We start from the raw sequence: 15,124 nt of genomic DNA on the forward strand, positions 1-15,124 counted from the left end.
AGATTCCGCCGCTTTTTATTATGTTTTTAGCTATTTTATATTAATTAAAAGCCTCAATGATCTTAGAGAAATCTTCTAATTTCAAAGCTGCTCCTCCGATAAGACCTCCGTCGATATCCGGTTGAGAGAAAATTTCTTTAGCATTGTCTGGCTTTACAGATCCTCCGTAAAGGATAGAAATCTCGTCAGCAACTTCCTGCCCGTATTTTGCAGCAATAATATTTCTGATGTGAGCGTGGATTTCCTGAGCCTGTTCAGGGCTTGCTGTTTCTCCAGTTCCGATAGCCCAAACTGGTTCGTAAGCAATCACTACTTTTTTGATCTCTTCAGCAGAAAGCGTAAAAAGAGCTACTTCAGTCTGATTTTTTACGACCTCAAGGTGTTGTCCTGCCTTTCTCTGCTCAAGAGTTTCTCCATTACAGTAAACAGGAATAAGACCTTTATCAAGAGCTAATTTGATTTTTCTGTTACAGTGAGAATCTGTTTCTCCGTGATATTGTCTTCTTTCAGAGTGCCCGATTAATGAACCGGTTGCATCGATAGACTCTAACATATCTGCAGAAATTTCACCAGTATACGCACCGCTTTCATATTCGCTCATATCCTGAGAAAATACACCGATTTCATCCTTTTCAAAAACATCTTTTGCCATCATCAGATACAATGCAGGTGGAGCAATCCAAACCTCACAGTTCGTAGCATTGTTGTTTTTATAGCTTAGTAACTGAATCATTAATTGTTGTGCATCAATTACATTTTTGTTCATTTTCCAGTTTCCTGCAACTATTTTTCTTCTCATAAGATTTAAATATAGATTTATTTATTTTTTAATTTTCTTTTTTGGATAATCTGCGAGACTCTTTTTGCTCTCGCAGATTTGTTTGATTTAGCAGATTAATGTAACCTAATTACCTATTATAAGTTATTTACCACTCTCTTTATATTGTCCAGAATATTGGAGGTATTAAAATTTATAAGCAGTCCCAATTTTCTGTCAGATAATTTTAAATAAGTATATAATTGTTTATAATGAATATTGTCTAACTCTTTTATTGATTTTAGTTCTAAAATAACCTTATCTTCTACTAAAATGTCAATTTTGAAATTAATATCAAATTTTTTATTGTCATAATATACAGGAAGTACTACTTCAGATTTGACATTGAGACCATTCTTTTCTAGCTCATAAATCAGGATTTTTTGATATACAGATTCAAGTAAACCAGGACCTAACTGATTATATACATTGAAAACACATTTACGAACGATGTATGAAATTTCATTTTCTGTCATTAATATAAATCTGCGTTATCTGCAAAATCTGCGAGACTAATTACTTAGTAATCCCTTCCAGTTTAAACATAAAAGCATACACCAAAGCCAGATCCTTCAGATAATCAAATCTTCCTGAAGCTCCACCGTGGCCATATGCCATATCTGTTTTGAGTAGCAATACATTTTTATCCGTTTTCATATCTCTTAGCTTGGCAACCCATTTTGCAGGTTCAAAATATTGTACCTGAGAATCATGTAATCCTGTTGTTACCAAAAGATTCGGATAGTTTTTCTTCTCAATATTCTCATATGGAGAATAGGATTTCATATAGAAGTAGGCTTCTTTATTGTTCGGATTTCCCCATTCGTCATATTCATTGGTAGTCAATGGAATACTGGTGTCAAGCATTGTGTTAACTACATCTACAAAAGGAACCTGTGAAATAACACCATTCCATAAAGTTGGGCTCATATTAGCTATAGCACCCATCAGAAGCCCTCCTGCACTTCCTCCCTGAGCATAAAGGTGTTTAGGTGAAGTATATTTTTCTTTAACCAGATATTCTCCCGCATCAATGAAATCAGTAAATGTGTTTTTCTTTTTCATCATTTTTCCGTCTTCATACCATTGTCTTCCCATTTCCTGACCTCCGCGGATGTGGGCAATGGCATAGGCAAAACCTCGGTCCAAAAGACTCAGTCTGGTGCTGCTGAAACTGGCATCCATAGAACTTCCGTAAGAACCGTAAGCGTAGAGTAGAAGTGGGTTGTTTCCATCTTTTTTGAACCCTTTTTTATAAACAATGGAGATTGGAATTTTCGTTCCGTCTTTTGCCGTAGCGAACAGTCTTTCTGTTGTATAATTATCTTTATTGTAACCTCCCAGAACTTCCTGTTGTTTTAAAAGAACTCGTTTTCCGGTTTTTAAATCCTGTTCAAACTGAGAACTTGGTGTAATCATGGAAGTATACCCAAAACGGAAATTATCTGTGTTATATTCAGGGTTTTCCAGTGAATAAACGGTATAAGTAGGTTCGTCAAATTTCAGAAACTCCTTTTTCCCTGTTTTTCTATCATAAATTACCAGTTGGGAAAGTCCGTTTTGTCTTTCACTGAATATCAGATAATTTTTAAATGCAGTAACATCCTCCATCAGAACATCTTTTCTGTGTGGAATAAAATCCTTCCAGTTTTCAACTCCCGTTTTATTTAAAGGAGTTTCTACAATCTTAAAGTTAAGAGCATCTTTATTGGTTGTTACCAGAAATTTATCCTCAAGAGAAGTTACATCATAAAGTACATTACTGATCCTGGGCTGAAAAATTTTGAAATTTCCATTAGGATCATTGGCATCCAGATATCGGGTTTCAGAAGAAGTGGTAGCACGCGAGTCGATCAGGATAAATTTATTGTTTTTTGTTTTTCCTACACTGATATAGTTGGTTTTATCTTTTTCTTCATATACCAAAATATCTTTACTGGAATCTGTTTCCAGTGTGTGTCTGAAAATTTTTTCTGTTAAAAGAGTTTCAGGATTTTTTGAAGTGTAGAAAATTGTTTTGTTGTCATTGGCCCATGTTGCAGAACCAGTGGTGTTTTTAATACCAAGATCCGTGATTTTTCCTGTAGAAAGATCTTTTAAAAATAACTTGTACTGCCTTCTGGAGACATCATCCACTCCGTAGATCATTTTTGTATTATCCGGACTGATGCTGAAGCCGGAAGCTGAATAGTAAGGATGCCCTTCCGCCATTTTATCCACATCCAGAAGAATTTCTTCCGGAGCAGTAAGGCTGCCTTTCTTTCTGCAGTATTTAAAATATTGTTTTCCGGTCTCTGTGCGGCTGTAGTAGTAATATCCATTTCTAAAAACAGGTACAGATTCATCCTTCTCTTTGATTCTGGCTTTCATTTCCTGGAACAGCTTTTCTCTGAAAGGTTCAGTATCCTTCATCATGCCTTCCCAATAGGTGTTTTCAGCCTTTAAATAATCAACGACCTTGGTAGAATCTTTTCCTTTTTTAAAATAATCAATCATCCAGTAATAAGGATCATTTACCTTATCACCGTGGATTTCTCTGATATGTTCCTGCTTTTCTGCAACAGGAACCTTCATGTCCGGAAATTGCTGGGATTGAAATATAGATGCACTCATTACTAATAGTCCTAGATAAGTTTTTTTCATGGTATTTTTGTTTTGGATCGGTGTTTAGATTATAGTCCCCAAAGATTTTTCAACAGTACGTAGAAAGTATGTTCTTCTTCAGTTACTTTATTATCAGCTTTGATCAACGATTTTGCAAACTGAACAAATTTGACACGTTCATCCTCTGTAGAATCATCATGGAAACATCTCGCATGGAATTCAAAATGATCTTTCCATTCTTCAGGCTGTAAAAGAGCCAATGTGTCTAATTCATTGTCAAGATTCATTCTGAAAGGAAATTCATCTGCCATATATTGCTGTACCAGCATTCCTTCCTCAGGAGCAAATTCTCCGTCTACAGAAGAAAGAATCATTAATAAGTGATAACCGGCAATTGATTTATTTGATTTTTGCATGAGCTGTTGTATGTTTAAGTTTAGTGTTTAAATTTGATGAATTGATGATTGATCAACGATTGGCTCTCGTCAAAAAGATCATTTATCGTTCATCATTCATCATTTATAATTAATTAACGTAGTCCTTTGCAGGCTGTTTGTCTACAATTTTTCCATTTTCAAGGATCAGTACAAAAGGATTGCTTCTCGCTATCGTTTTGATGGCAGTCCCGTCCATTAGTACATTTTTGATGGTTTTAAAAGTATTAGGCTCTGTGGAAACACCATAGATAAGAGCCCCTTTCTGGGTATTTACTTTCGCTTCCACTTTCTGAAGCAGATCTGCAGGAACATCTTTTGGATGGTATGAAAACACCAGAACAGCTTTAGGAGCGTTAATGATTTCCTGGGTAACTTCCATTCCTGTAGGATCTTCAATCTTGAATTTTACAATTTCAGATTTATAACCTTCTTTGATCAATACAGATTCATTCTTCCCATCCTCAATTTTCCAGGGAGATCCTTCTGCCCAGTATTCTGTTTTTTTGATATAATCATCCTGATTTACTTTTACAACAGCTCCTGTCTTCTGATTTTTCAGGGTGTAGAAAGTTTTATATTCTGAAGGATTTTTATCAATTTTTGCTTTTTCAGCTTTTATATCAGTCCCTACTTTATAATCACGGAAATCAATGATAGGTTCATGCATAATTCCCTGTGCCATAACGTAGACCATTCCTAAAGAGAATACTGTTAAAAGGATATATTTGAATGTGTTGGAAGACTCTTTTTGAGTAATTCCGTACTCATCTTTTTTACGGAAATCTTTTCTGTACAGAACAAAAAGGATAATCAATCCCACAAGCAGTACAACATCCTTAAGGAAGCTCTGCCAAGGCGTAAATTTGATGGCATCACCAAAACATCCACAGTCTGTTACCACATTGAAATACGCTGAATAGAATGTAAGGAATCCAAAGAAGATACAAAGTGCAATTAATATGGACAAGGTAAATTTAAGCTTTAATTTAAGCAGCAGCATAAATCCTAAGAAAAGCTCCAGTACCACTACAATAATGGAAAACAGCAGGGCAAACTTTTCTAAAAATGGCATGTTGAAAACCGGAGGCGCAAAATATTCTTCCATTTTGAAAGAAAAACCTACCAGATCCACGGCTTTCACAAAGCCTGAAAGGATAAAAATAACAGCAATAATAAAGCGTAATAAACCTTTGAGCATATTAAATATTTTTGGGTTCAAATTGATTTTCTTTTTCCGAGAACTTGATCAGGCAGAAGACCGCATAATTCAGCATATCGAAATAGTTGGCATCAAGCCCCTCTGAAACGATTGTTTTTCCCTGATTGTCCTCAATCTGTTTGGTTCTTAATACTTTCTGATAAATAAGATCCGTGATTGAAGAGATTCTCATATCCCTCCATGCTTCACCATAATCATGATTTTTCCTCTCCATCAAAGCTTTTGCTTCATTGGCATATTTATCATACAGACCTAAAATTTCTTCTTTATTTTCATTGAAATCATTGGAAAGGCCTTTCTCAAGCTGAATAAGTCCAATGATAGAATAGTTCACAATCGCGATAAATTCATCTTCCTCACTCTCATCCACCATTTTTTTATCAGTCATCTGCAATGTACGGATCCTGTTGACTTTAATATAAATCTGATCTGTAATGGAACTTGGTCGTAAAACCCTCCATGCCGCACCATAATCCTGCAATTTTTTACCGAAAAGATCACGGCACTGACTGATAATTTTCTCGAACTGTACTGATGTTTTTAGCATAAATTTTCTTAATCTTCCAAATATACGAATTCGGTTTTAGATTTTTGAATTTGCAACGGGAGTTTGTGAGTGAGAGGGTTTGAGGGTGGGAGAGTTTGAGAGTTTCGGATTCGAGTTGTTGGATTGGAGGGTTTTAGAGTAAGAGGAGGTTAGGGTTGTAGAGTGGGAGAGTGTGAAAGTGTAGGAGTTAAACTCATAACTCATAACTTGTAATTCATCATTCATCATTTATTATTAATAACTTCCAGCCTATAATTTCTAATTTCTTCTCATTAAAAACGCATAAATCACTAATTTTGTACTGCAGAAATCAATTATCATTCATCAACTATAAACTCCATGCTCCCCAACTCTCACACTCTCCCACACTCAGACTCTCCAACCTACTCACTCAACTGCAACGGCCGATTAGTACAGCTGGACACTCCAAAGATTATGGGAATCCTCAATATGACTCCGGATTCTTTCTCTGACGGCGGAAAATTCAATAATGAAAAATCAGCGTTGAATCATGCTGAAAAACTGTTGAAGGATGGAGCCGAAATATTGGATATCGGTCCGCAATCTACACGTCCCAATGCAGAATTTTTAAACGCTTCTGAAGAAATAAACAGGATCGGAAATATCATCTCTCTGATCAAAAAAGAATTTCCGGAAGCCCTCATTTCCTTGGATACTTTCTATGCAGAAACAGTGAAATTTGGATTCAATGAAGGAATTGATCTGATCAATGACATCTCAGGAGGTCAGTATGATGCAGAAATGTTTGATACAGCCGCTGAAACGAGGCTGCCTTACATTCTGATGCATGTAAATCCTTCCTACGAAACCATGCATGATAAAGTAAAATTTACAGATATTACACTGGAAGTAAATCAATATTTTGCTAAAAAAACAAAAGAACTTTTAGAAAAAGGAGTGAATGATATCATTCTTGATCCCGGTTTTGGTTTCGGAAAAACAGTAGAGGACCAGATGAAAATGATTGAGGAAGTTGAATATCTCGGGTTTGGGAAATTTCCTCTTTTAATAGGCGTTTCGAGGAAGTCATTTATCTACAAACCACTGGGAAAATCACCTTTGGATATCAATGAGGAAACACAGAAACTTCATAGGAAAGTGTTGGAACAGGGGGCAAAGATTTTAAGAGTTCATGATGTGGCTGAAGCAAAGGAAACATTAACCCGTTTTTTACGAAAAAAATAAAAAGTGCAAAAAAAACTTGTGAGTAATTAAAAAGTTTATACATTTGCAGTATGAATTTTACGAATCAGAAAAATATTATTGTCATTTCTATTATTGCTGTTGTCATTAACAACAGTAAGGAAACGGCATTTTAAATAGATTTTAATTTAAATTATATATAAAACCGTTTCAAATTATGAAACGGTTTTTTTTGTTTTTAATTTTTTATAGTATAAAAATATGTATCAGTTATTATCCGTAATTATTATCGTCATTATTATTCCCTTGCGTTTGTGAGAAGGAACATGTATGACTGTACATATATTGAGCCCTCTCACACTGTGAGAGGGCTTTTTTTATTCCCATTTTTAATTTTTTTAAACCTCTATAACATGTATTACAACGACGACACGGCCATCTACTTTGACGGAAAATTTATGAAAGCAAAAGATGCCGGAACAGATCTTTACGGACAATCACTTCACTATGGGTATTCTGTTTTTGAAGGAATTAAATCCTATAGCACAGATCATGGAACTCAAATTTTCAAAGCGAAAGAACATTATGAAAGGTTAAAAAGATCAGCTGAATTAATGCATATTCCCTTCGATTATTCCGTAAACCAGCTTACAGAACTTACCTATGAACTTCTGGACCGTAATGGGTTTACAGATGCTTATATCCGTCCATTGGTTACGTGCTCTCCCAATATGTCACTTTCAAAAGGACAAAAATCTTATCTGTCGCTTCTGGCCTGGGAATGGAACAACGGCTATCTGGCAGATAAAATGAAAATTATGACTTCGCCTTTTCAACGTCCTAATCCTAAGGCTTTCAAGGTTGAAGCCAAAGTAGGAGGACATTATGTAAACTCAATATTAGCCTGTCAGGATGCCAAAGACAAAGGTTATGACGAAGCATTGGTTCTGGACGAAAACGGAAATGTTGCTGAGAGTTCGGGCGCTAATGTGTTCTACGAAAAAGATGGGGTTTTATATACTCCGGCTAAAGGAAGTATCCTTCCGGGAATCACAAGACAAACCGTGATGGAGATTTGTAATGAGCTTAATATCCCTGTGGAAGAAACCTTTTTTAAACCTGAAGAAATGAGGGGTGCTGAAGCTGGTTTTTTCTGTGGTACAGCAGCAGAAATTGTAGCTCTGGATTCACTTGATGATGTTCCCTTTACCAGAAACTGGGAAAATACGGCTAGCAGTAGAGTACAGCAGGCATATTTGAAATTGGTAAGAGTTCTGTCATTGTAGATTTTTAGAATTTAAATATCTGATTATTAAATAAATAGATTCATTCTTTAAACCATTGAATATTGTAATTTTTATAAAAAATGAAAATGAAAAGAATATTACAAAATGTAGTTTTGGTTCAAAATTTAGTAAAGAACTCCATTTCAGGAAGAGGAAAAGAATAGAAAATGTAGGAAAAGTATGTTAAATAAATATTCAAAAACATTCACGCAAAACAGTGAACAACCCGCAGCCAAAGCCATGTTGTATGGGATAGGATTTACAGAAGAAGATATGCATAAAGCTCAGGTCGGAATTGCCAGTATGGGCTATGACGGGAATACCTGTAACATGCATTTGAATGATCTGGCGCAGGTGGTAAAAAAAGGAACCTGGAATCATGGATTAGCCGGTCTGGTTTTTAACACCATCGGAGTAAGTGACGGAATGAGCAACGGAACAGATGGAATGCGTTACTCTCTGGTAAGCCGTGATGTGATTGCAGACAGCATCGAAGCAATATGCGGAGCTCAATACTATGACGGATTGATTGCGCTGCCAGGCTGCGACAAAAATATGCCGGGAACGATTATCGCAATGGGAAGGCTGAACAGACCCTCAATCATGGTATACGGAGGAACGATAGCTCCGGGATGTTACAAAGGAGAACAGCTTAATATCGTTTCTGCTTTCGAAGCATTAGGGAAAAAGATTGCAGGAGAAATCACAGAAGAAGATTTTGATGGGGTTGTGAAAAACTCTTGTCCCGGCGCTGGCGCATGCGGTGGAATGTATACGGCCAATACAATGGCTTCCGCGATAGAAGCATTAGGAATGAGTCTTCCGTATTCCTCTTCCAATCCGGCTTTAAGCAAGGAAAAACAGGAAGAATGCCTTGAAGCAGGAAAATATTTGAAAGTATTATTAGAAAAAGATATTAAACCTTCGGATATCATGACCCGTAAAGCTTTTGAAAATGCACTACGCATGATTGTGATCCTTGGAGGAAGTACCAATGCCGTTCTTCATTTTATTGCCATGGCAAAAAGTGTGGGAGTACCGCTTACTCAGGATGATTTCCAAACGATGAGTGATAAAACTCCGGTACTGGCAGATTTAAAACCAAGCGGAAAATACCTGATGCAGGATCTGTATGAACACGGAGGAATACCATCCGTAATGAAATACCTGTTACACCAGGGATTATTACATGGCGATTGTTTAACGGTAACCGGAAAAACACTGGCAGAGAATTTAGAAAATGTTCCTGATCTGGATTTTACTACTCAAAAAATTATTAAACCATTATCAGAACCTGTAAAAGAGACCGGACATCTGAGAATATTATACGGAAATCTTGCTGAGAAGGGAAGTGTAGCCAAAATCACAGGAAAAGAAGGGGAACGTTTCGTAGGAAAAGCACGTGTATTTGATGGTGAAAAAAATCTGATCAGAGGAATCCAGGATGGAACAGTACAACATGGCGATGTCATTGTTATTCGTCATGAAGGTCCGAAAGGAGCCCCTGGAATGCCGGAAATGCTGAAACCTACAAGTGCACTGATTGGGGCAGGACTGGGAAGCAGCGTGGCCCTTATTACAGACGGAAGATTTAGCGGTGGAACTCATGGATTTGTAGTAGGACATATTACTCCTGAAGCTCATGAAGGAGGTCTGATAGCCTTTGTAAACAATGATGACCTGATTGAAATTGATGCCGTAAACAATACCATACAGCTCAAAGTTTCAGAAGAAGAAATTGAAAGAAGAAAAAAAGGATGGCAAAAACCAGCTCTTAAAGTGCAGAAAGGATTGCTTTATAAATATGCATTAACAGTATCATCAGCCGCAGAAGGTTGTGTAACGGACGAAATCACTCAATAAAAATATGGAAAACCCGAATTTATCAACAGAAATACAATTGAGCGGAAGCCGGATCATTCTTGAAGCCTTTCTTCAGGAAGGGGTGAAAACTGTTTTCGGATATCCGGGAGGCGCTATTATTCCTATTTATGATGCTCTTTACGACTATCAGGAAAATCTGAAACATATACTTGTACGCCACGAGCAGGCAGCAGTACATGCAGCACAAGGTCTGGCAAGAGTCTCAGGAGAAGTAGGGGTTGTACTGGCTACAAGTGGGCCGGGAGCAACCAATCTTGTAACAGGTTTGGCAGACGCCTTATTGGATAATACTCCTTTGGTATGCATTACAGGGCAGGTTTTTGAACACCTTCTCGGAACCGATGCTTTTCAGGAGATAGATGTAATGAATGTCACCAGCCCGGTTACCAAATGGAATTATCAGGTAACCGATGCCAGTGAGCTTCCGGAAGTATTGGCCAAAGCATTTTATATTGCAAAATCCGGTCGTCCCGGTCCTGTACTGATTGATGTGACCAAAAATGCCCAGTTGCAGTCTGTTGATTATAAAGGATATTCTCCATGCCATTCATTGAGAAGTTATAAACCTGATCCTGATCCATGTTTTGATAGCATAGAAAAAGCAGTACAACTGATTAACAATGCGGTAAAACCATTCATCATAGCAGGGCAGGGAATAATGCTTGGGAAAGCAGAAAAAGAATTCTTGCAGTTTGCTGAAAAGTCAGGAATTCCGGTAGCATGGACTGTCTTAGGAATGGGTACTATTCCTACTAACCACCCGCAAGCTGTAGGAATGGTAGGAATGCATGGAAATTATGGTCCCAATATACTAACCAACGAATGTGATGTTTTAATCGCTGTTGGGATGAGGTTCGATGACCGTGTGACCGGAAGGCTGGATCAATATGCAAAACAGGCAAAGATTATTCATCTGGATATTGATAACGCAGAGATCAATAAAAATGTAAAAGTTGATGTTCCTGTTCTTGGAAACTGCAAGCATACGCTCCCTCTCCTTACAGAAAAAATTATAAAAAGAGAATATCATCACTGGCATGAAAGATTTAAAAAATGTCATGAAATTGAAAGCATCAGTCTGATCCATACCGAACTGTATCCTGAGGAAGGAGAGATCACAATGGGGGAAGTTATCCGCCAGTTAAATGAGATGACAGCAGGTGACGCAGTTATTGTAACAGATGTGGGACAGCATCAGATGGCGACATGCCGTTATTCGCAATTTAAACATTCCCGAACCAATGTTACAAGCGGAGGGCTGGGCACCATGGGATTCTGTCTTCCTGCTGCGATAGGAGCTTTTTATGCTGAAACAAACCGTCCTGTTATTGCCGTAATGGGAGACGGAGGAGCTCAGATGAATATTCAGGAACTGGGAACCATTATGCAGTATCATCCGGAGGTGAAGATTTTAATTCTGAATAACTGCTATCTGGGAATGGTAAGGCAATGGCAGGAATTGTTTCACGAAGAAAGGTATTCCTCAGTAGATATCCAAAGCCCTGATTTTGTTCAGGTGGCAAAGGGATACAATATATCTGGAAAAAGAGTATCTGAGAGAGAAGAGCTACAATGGGCACTCCGTGAAATGCTTGATCATAAAGGATCTTTCCTCCTTGAAGTGATGACAGGAAAAGAACATAATGTATTTCCGATGATTCCCCAGGGGAAAAGTGTTTCGGAAATTGTATTAAATAATAAATAAAGTTTAAAAATAAAAAAGATGAAAACAGATCATAAGGAATATACCATTACAGCGTATACAGAAGATTATTTAGGATTGATCAGCCGCATCAATGCTATTTTTTCAAGAAGAAGAATTTCTATGGTGACCTTTAATGTAGGTCCTTCAGAAATGGAAAAAGTAAAAAAGTTTGTTATCGTGATCAGAGAATCTGAAGATTCTGTTCAGAAAATTAGCAAACAAATGGAAAAACAGGTAGATGTTCTGGAAGTACATTACCACAGAAATCCGTACCTGACGGCAGTAGAATATGCCAGTTAAGAACAAGAATTAAACATTACAATCAATAATAAATAAAATCAAGAAAAATGGCAAAATTGAATTTTGGAGGAGTAGAAGAAAATGTAGTAACAAGAGAAGAATTTCCGTTGGAAAAAGCTCAGGAAGCATTAAAAAATGAAGTTGTAGCTGTGATCGGCTATGGAGTACAGGGACCAGGGCAGGCTTTGAATCAGAAAGATAACGGAATTAATGTGATTGTAGGGCAGAGAAAAAACTCCAAATCATGGGATAAAGCAGTTGCAGACGGATTTGTACCGGGAGAAACGTTATTTGAAATCGAAGAAGCATTAGAAAAAGGAACTATTATCTGTTATCTTTTGAGTGATGCCGCACAGATAGAATACTGGCCAAAAGTAAAACAGCATCTTACCCCAGGAAAAGCATTATACTTCTCTCATGGTTTCGGAATTACATTCAGCGAGCGTACAGGAATTGTTCCTCCGGCCGATGTAGATGTATTTCTGGTAGCCCCGAAAGGTTCAGGAACGTCATTGAGAAGAATGTTTTTGCAGAACAGAGGTTTGAACAGCAGTTTTGCCGTATATCAGGATGCAACCGGAAAGGCGAGAGAAAGAGTGACTGCATTAGGTATTGCGATCGGAAGCGGATATCTTTTTGAAACCGATTTTAAAAAAGAAGTATACAGTGATCTTGCCGGAGAACGTGGAACACTGATGGGAGCTGTACAGGGAATATTTGCCGCTCAGTATGATGTATTGAGAAAAAACGGACACAGCCCTTCCGAAGCATTTAACGAAACCGTAGAAGAATTGACCCAGTCGTTAATGCCATTGGTAGCAGAAAACGGAATGGACTGGATGTATGCCAATTGCAGTACAACCGCTCAGAGAGGAGCTTTGGACTGGTGGAAGCGTTTCAGGGATGCTACTTCGCCTTTGTTTGAAGAACTGTATGACAACGTAGCCAAAGGGAACGAAGCACAACGCTCGATTGACAGCAACAGCAAACCGGATTATCGTGAAAAATTGGAAGCCGAACTTACAGAATTAAGAGAAAGCGAAATGTGGAAAGCAGGTAAGACGGTACGAAGCCTGAGACCCGAAAACAATTAATTACCTAACAGATGATGAAAGAGGGAGTAAGTTCCTCCGTTTTAGAGCATGTCTATCAAGCGGAGGAACGATTAAAAGATGTAGTGGTAAAAACACCTTTGGCTGTTAATAATAATCTATCAGCTATTTATGAGTCGAATATTTTTTTTAAAAGGGAAGACCTTCAAAGGGTAAGATCCTATAAAATAAGGGGAGCCTATAACAAGATGGCAACCATGTCTGAAGAAGAACTCTCAAAAGGTGTTGTGTGTGCCAGTGCCGGAAATCATGCACAGGGAGTCGCATTTGCATGCCAGACTATGAAGGTGAAAGGAACGATTTTCATGCCTTTGCCAACTCCCGGACAAAAACTTGAACAGGTGAAAATGTTCGGAGGAGAATACATAGATGTAATTCTTTACGGAGATACCTTTGATGCAGCAAAAGATGCAGCGATGAGGTTTTGTGAAGACCATAACAGCTCATTTATTCACCCTTTTGATGATCCGGCCATTATTGAAGGGCAGGCCACAACAGCACTGGAGATTCTGGAGCAGGCTGAAGGTGTTGTTGATTATCTTTTTGTCCCGATTGGCGGCGGAGGATTGGCCGCAGGAATTTGTTCCGTATTTCAGCATCTTTCACCACAGACAAAAATCATTGGGGTGGAACCTTCGGCAGCGGCAAGCATGAAAAAGGCCCTTGAAAAGGGAAAACCTGTTCTTCTCGAAAAGATAAGCCGTTTCGTAGATGGTGCCGCCGTACAGCAAGTAGGAGATCTCACTTTCGAATGCTGTAAAAATATCCTGCACGATATGGCTACAGTAGATGAAGGACTTGTCTGTGAAACCATCCTGTCTTTGTATAATAAAGACGCTATTGTTGTTGAACCAGCGGGAGCGCTTTCAGTAGCAGCATTGGAAAAATACAGAGACGGGATAAAAGGTAAAAATGTTGTATGTATCATCAGCGGAAGTAATAATGATATTACCCGTATGGAAGAAATCAAGGAAAAAGCATTGCTTCATGCAGGATTAAAACATTATTTCCTGGTCAGATTTCCACAGCGCCCCGGAGCATTGAAAACCTTTGTAATGGATGTACTGGGACCTGATGATGACATCACTTATTTTGAATATACCCAGAAAAATTCAAAAGAAAAAGGAATCGCAGTAGTAGGAATTGCTCTGAAACAAAACAAAGATTTCACCCCTTTGATCGATAAAATGAAACAATATGATTTCTTTGTCAACTATCTGAACAATGACCCTTCTCTGATGAATCTGCTTATTTAAAATTTTTAAACCATTAAGAATAATAAAGTTTTTAAGAATAGTGAAGGCAAATATCTTCGGATATTTAATAAGCAAAATACTTCATTCAAATTCATTTGAATCTTAACTTTCCTTATAATCTAAACCCCTCTTAATGGTTTAAAATCATATTCAATATTAAATTATTTCGTACACAAATCAGATTCTAAAAACACAAAGATGAAAAAAGCTTCACAATCTGTGAAGCTTTTGTGTTTTAGGCAATATCAAACGACATAAGAAACTGCAGCTTTAAGGAAATGAATTCTGTGAACGTTAAAAAAACTCTACTGTCTGAGTGCGGGACAAAATATGATTCTAAACATAGATCGTTTCCGCACGAGTGCAGAGTTTTTAGAGAACAGATTTCATTTTTAGCTGAAGTTTCTAAGTCTTGAATTTTTGGTTCTTTTGTTTCAAGACAAAAGAAGTATAATGAAAAAAAAGTAAACCATTAAGAGTGATAAAGTTTTTAAGAATAGTGAAGGCAAATATCTTCGGATATTTAATAAGCAAAATACTTCATTCAAATTCATTTGAATCTTAACTTTCCTTATAATCTAAACCCCTCTTAATGGTTTAAAATCATATTCAATATTAAATTATTTCGTACACAAATCAGATTCTAAAAACACAATGATGAAAAAAGCTTCACAATCTGTGAAGCTTTTACGTTTTTTTTATAGAATGAAAATTATTTTTGAACCATTAAGGGTGATAAAGTTTTTAAGAATAGTTAAGGAAAATATCTTTCGATATTTTTTTAAGCAAGGCA

At 37.3% G+C, this 15,124-nt stretch carries 13 protein-coding genes; 7 read left to right on the forward strand and 6 right to left on the reverse strand.

Annotation, left to right across the window (positions count from 1 at the left end):
* Window positions 1-40: 40 nt before the first annotated feature.
* The 6 genes from tpiA to J2786_RS00785 form a co-directional block, all read right to left on the reverse strand.
* Window positions 41-799 carry a triose-phosphate isomerase gene (gene tpiA / locus J2786_RS00760; RefSeq protein WP_047432589.1) on the reverse strand — a complete coding sequence of 253 codons (759 nt, stop codon included), beginning with the start codon at window positions 797-799 and terminating at the stop codon, window positions 41-43.
* A gap of 116 nt (window positions 800-915) precedes the next feature.
* A complete protein-coding gene (locus tag J2786_RS00765; protein ID WP_047432586.1) occupies window positions 916-1,293 on the reverse strand; it encodes a GxxExxY protein in 378 nt (125 codons plus the stop codon).
* A gap of 40 nt (window positions 1,294-1,333) precedes the next feature.
* On the reverse strand, window positions 1,334-3,460 hold the full coding sequence (locus J2786_RS00770) for a S9 family peptidase (RefSeq protein WP_047432583.1): 2,127 nt from the start codon (window positions 3,458-3,460) through the stop codon (window positions 1,334-1,336).
* Between the two features lie 29 nt (window positions 3,461-3,489).
* The gene (locus tag J2786_RS00775; protein ID WP_047432580.1) at window positions 3,490-3,837 is read right to left on the reverse strand and encodes a tellurite resistance TerB family protein; all 348 of its coding nucleotides are present in this window, start codon (window positions 3,835-3,837) and stop codon (window positions 3,490-3,492) included.
* Window positions 3,838-3,946: 109 nt separating this feature from the next.
* Window positions 3,947-5,056: a BT_3928 family protein gene (locus J2786_RS00780; protein ID WP_047432576.1), complete on the reverse strand. Its 1,110-nt coding sequence runs from the start codon at window positions 5,054-5,056 to the stop codon at window positions 3,947-3,949.
* A gap of 1 nt (window position 5,057) precedes the next feature.
* Window positions 5,058-5,624, reverse strand: coding sequence for a DUF1599 domain-containing protein (locus J2786_RS00785; protein ID WP_047432572.1), 567 nt, complete (start codon window positions 5,622-5,624; stop codon window positions 5,058-5,060).
* Window positions 5,625-5,963: 339 nt separating this feature from the next.
* On the opposite strand from J2786_RS00785, the gene folP reads away from it, so the two are divergent.
* The 7 genes from folP (at window position 5,964) to ilvA (ending at window position 14,331) form a co-directional block, all read left to right on the forward strand.
* The gene (gene folP, locus J2786_RS00790) at window positions 5,964-6,830 is read left to right on the forward strand and encodes a dihydropteroate synthase (protein WP_052187013.1); all 867 of its coding nucleotides are present in this window, start codon (window positions 5,964-5,966) and stop codon (window positions 6,828-6,830) included.
* 371 nt (window positions 6,831-7,201) lie between these two features.
* Window positions 7,202-8,074 (forward strand): branched-chain-amino-acid transaminase, encoded by an 873-nt coding sequence (gene ilvE / locus J2786_RS00795; RefSeq protein WP_047432565.1) that lies wholly within the window; start codon window positions 7,202-7,204, stop codon window positions 8,072-8,074.
* 180 nt (window positions 8,075-8,254) lie between these two features.
* A complete protein-coding gene (gene ilvD, locus J2786_RS00800) occupies window positions 8,255-9,937 on the forward strand; it encodes a dihydroxy-acid dehydratase (RefSeq protein WP_047432560.1) in 1,683 nt (560 codons plus the stop codon).
* Between the two features lie 4 nt (window positions 9,938-9,941).
* Complete coding sequence (gene ilvB, locus J2786_RS00805; protein ID WP_047432557.1) at window positions 9,942-11,663, forward strand: biosynthetic-type acetolactate synthase large subunit; 1,722 nt, start codon at window positions 9,942-9,944, stop codon at window positions 11,661-11,663.
* Between the two features lie 18 nt (window positions 11,664-11,681).
* Window positions 11,682-11,963: an ACT domain-containing protein gene (locus J2786_RS00810; protein ID WP_052187012.1), complete on the forward strand. Its 282-nt coding sequence runs from the start codon at window positions 11,682-11,684 to the stop codon at window positions 11,961-11,963.
* Window positions 11,964-12,010: 47 nt separating this feature from the next.
* A complete protein-coding gene (gene ilvC / locus J2786_RS00815; protein WP_047432555.1) occupies window positions 12,011-13,057 on the forward strand; it encodes a ketol-acid reductoisomerase in 1,047 nt (348 codons plus the stop codon).
* Window positions 13,058-13,068: 11 nt separating this feature from the next.
* Window positions 13,069-14,331, forward strand: a complete 1,263-nt coding sequence (ilvA, locus tag J2786_RS00820) for a threonine ammonia-lyase (RefSeq protein WP_047432553.1) — start codon at window positions 13,069-13,071, stop codon at window positions 14,329-14,331.
* Window positions 14,332-15,124 lie beyond the last annotated feature (793 nt).

The sequence above is a fragment of the Chryseobacterium vietnamense genome (assembly GCF_031454475.1).
GTDB classification, from domain to species: domain Bacteria; phylum Bacteroidota; class Bacteroidia; order Flavobacteriales; family Weeksellaceae; genus Chryseobacterium; species Chryseobacterium vietnamense.

Coding starts and splice junctions, on each gene's coding strand:
- tpiA (WP_047432589.1), bottom strand. CDS start 799: ATGAGAAGAAAAATAGTTGCAGGAAACTGGAAAATGAACAAAAATGTA.
- J2786_RS00765 (WP_047432586.1), bottom strand. CDS start 1,293: ATGACAGAAAATGAAATTTCATACATCGTTCGTAAATGTGTTTTCAAT.
- J2786_RS00770 (WP_047432583.1), bottom strand. CDS start 3,460: ATGAAAAAAACTTATCTAGGACTATTAGTAATGAGTGCATCTATATTT.
- J2786_RS00775 (WP_047432580.1), bottom strand. CDS start 3,837: ATGCAAAAATCAAATAAATCAATTGCCGGTTATCACTTATTAATGATT.
- J2786_RS00780 (WP_047432576.1), bottom strand. CDS start 5,056: ATGCTCAAAGGTTTATTACGCTTTATTATTGCTGTTATTTTTATCCTT.
- J2786_RS00785 (WP_047432572.1), bottom strand. CDS start 5,624: ATGCTAAAAACATCAGTACAGTTCGAGAAAATTATCAGTCAGTGCCGT.
- folP (WP_052187013.1), top strand. CDS start 5,964: ATGCTCCCCAACTCTCACACTCTCCCACACTCAGACTCTCCAACCTAC.
- ilvE (WP_047432565.1), top strand. CDS start 7,202: ATGTATTACAACGACGACACGGCCATCTACTTTGACGGAAAATTTATG.
- ilvD (WP_047432560.1), top strand. CDS start 8,255: ATGTTAAATAAATATTCAAAAACATTCACGCAAAACAGTGAACAACCC.
- ilvB (WP_047432557.1), top strand. CDS start 9,942: ATGGAAAACCCGAATTTATCAACAGAAATACAATTGAGCGGAAGCCGG.
- J2786_RS00810 (WP_052187012.1), top strand. CDS start 11,682: ATGAAAACAGATCATAAGGAATATACCATTACAGCGTATACAGAAGAT.
- ilvC (WP_047432555.1), top strand. CDS start 12,011: ATGGCAAAATTGAATTTTGGAGGAGTAGAAGAAAATGTAGTAACAAGA.
- ilvA (WP_047432553.1), top strand. CDS start 13,069: ATGATGAAAGAGGGAGTAAGTTCCTCCGTTTTAGAGCATGTCTATCAA.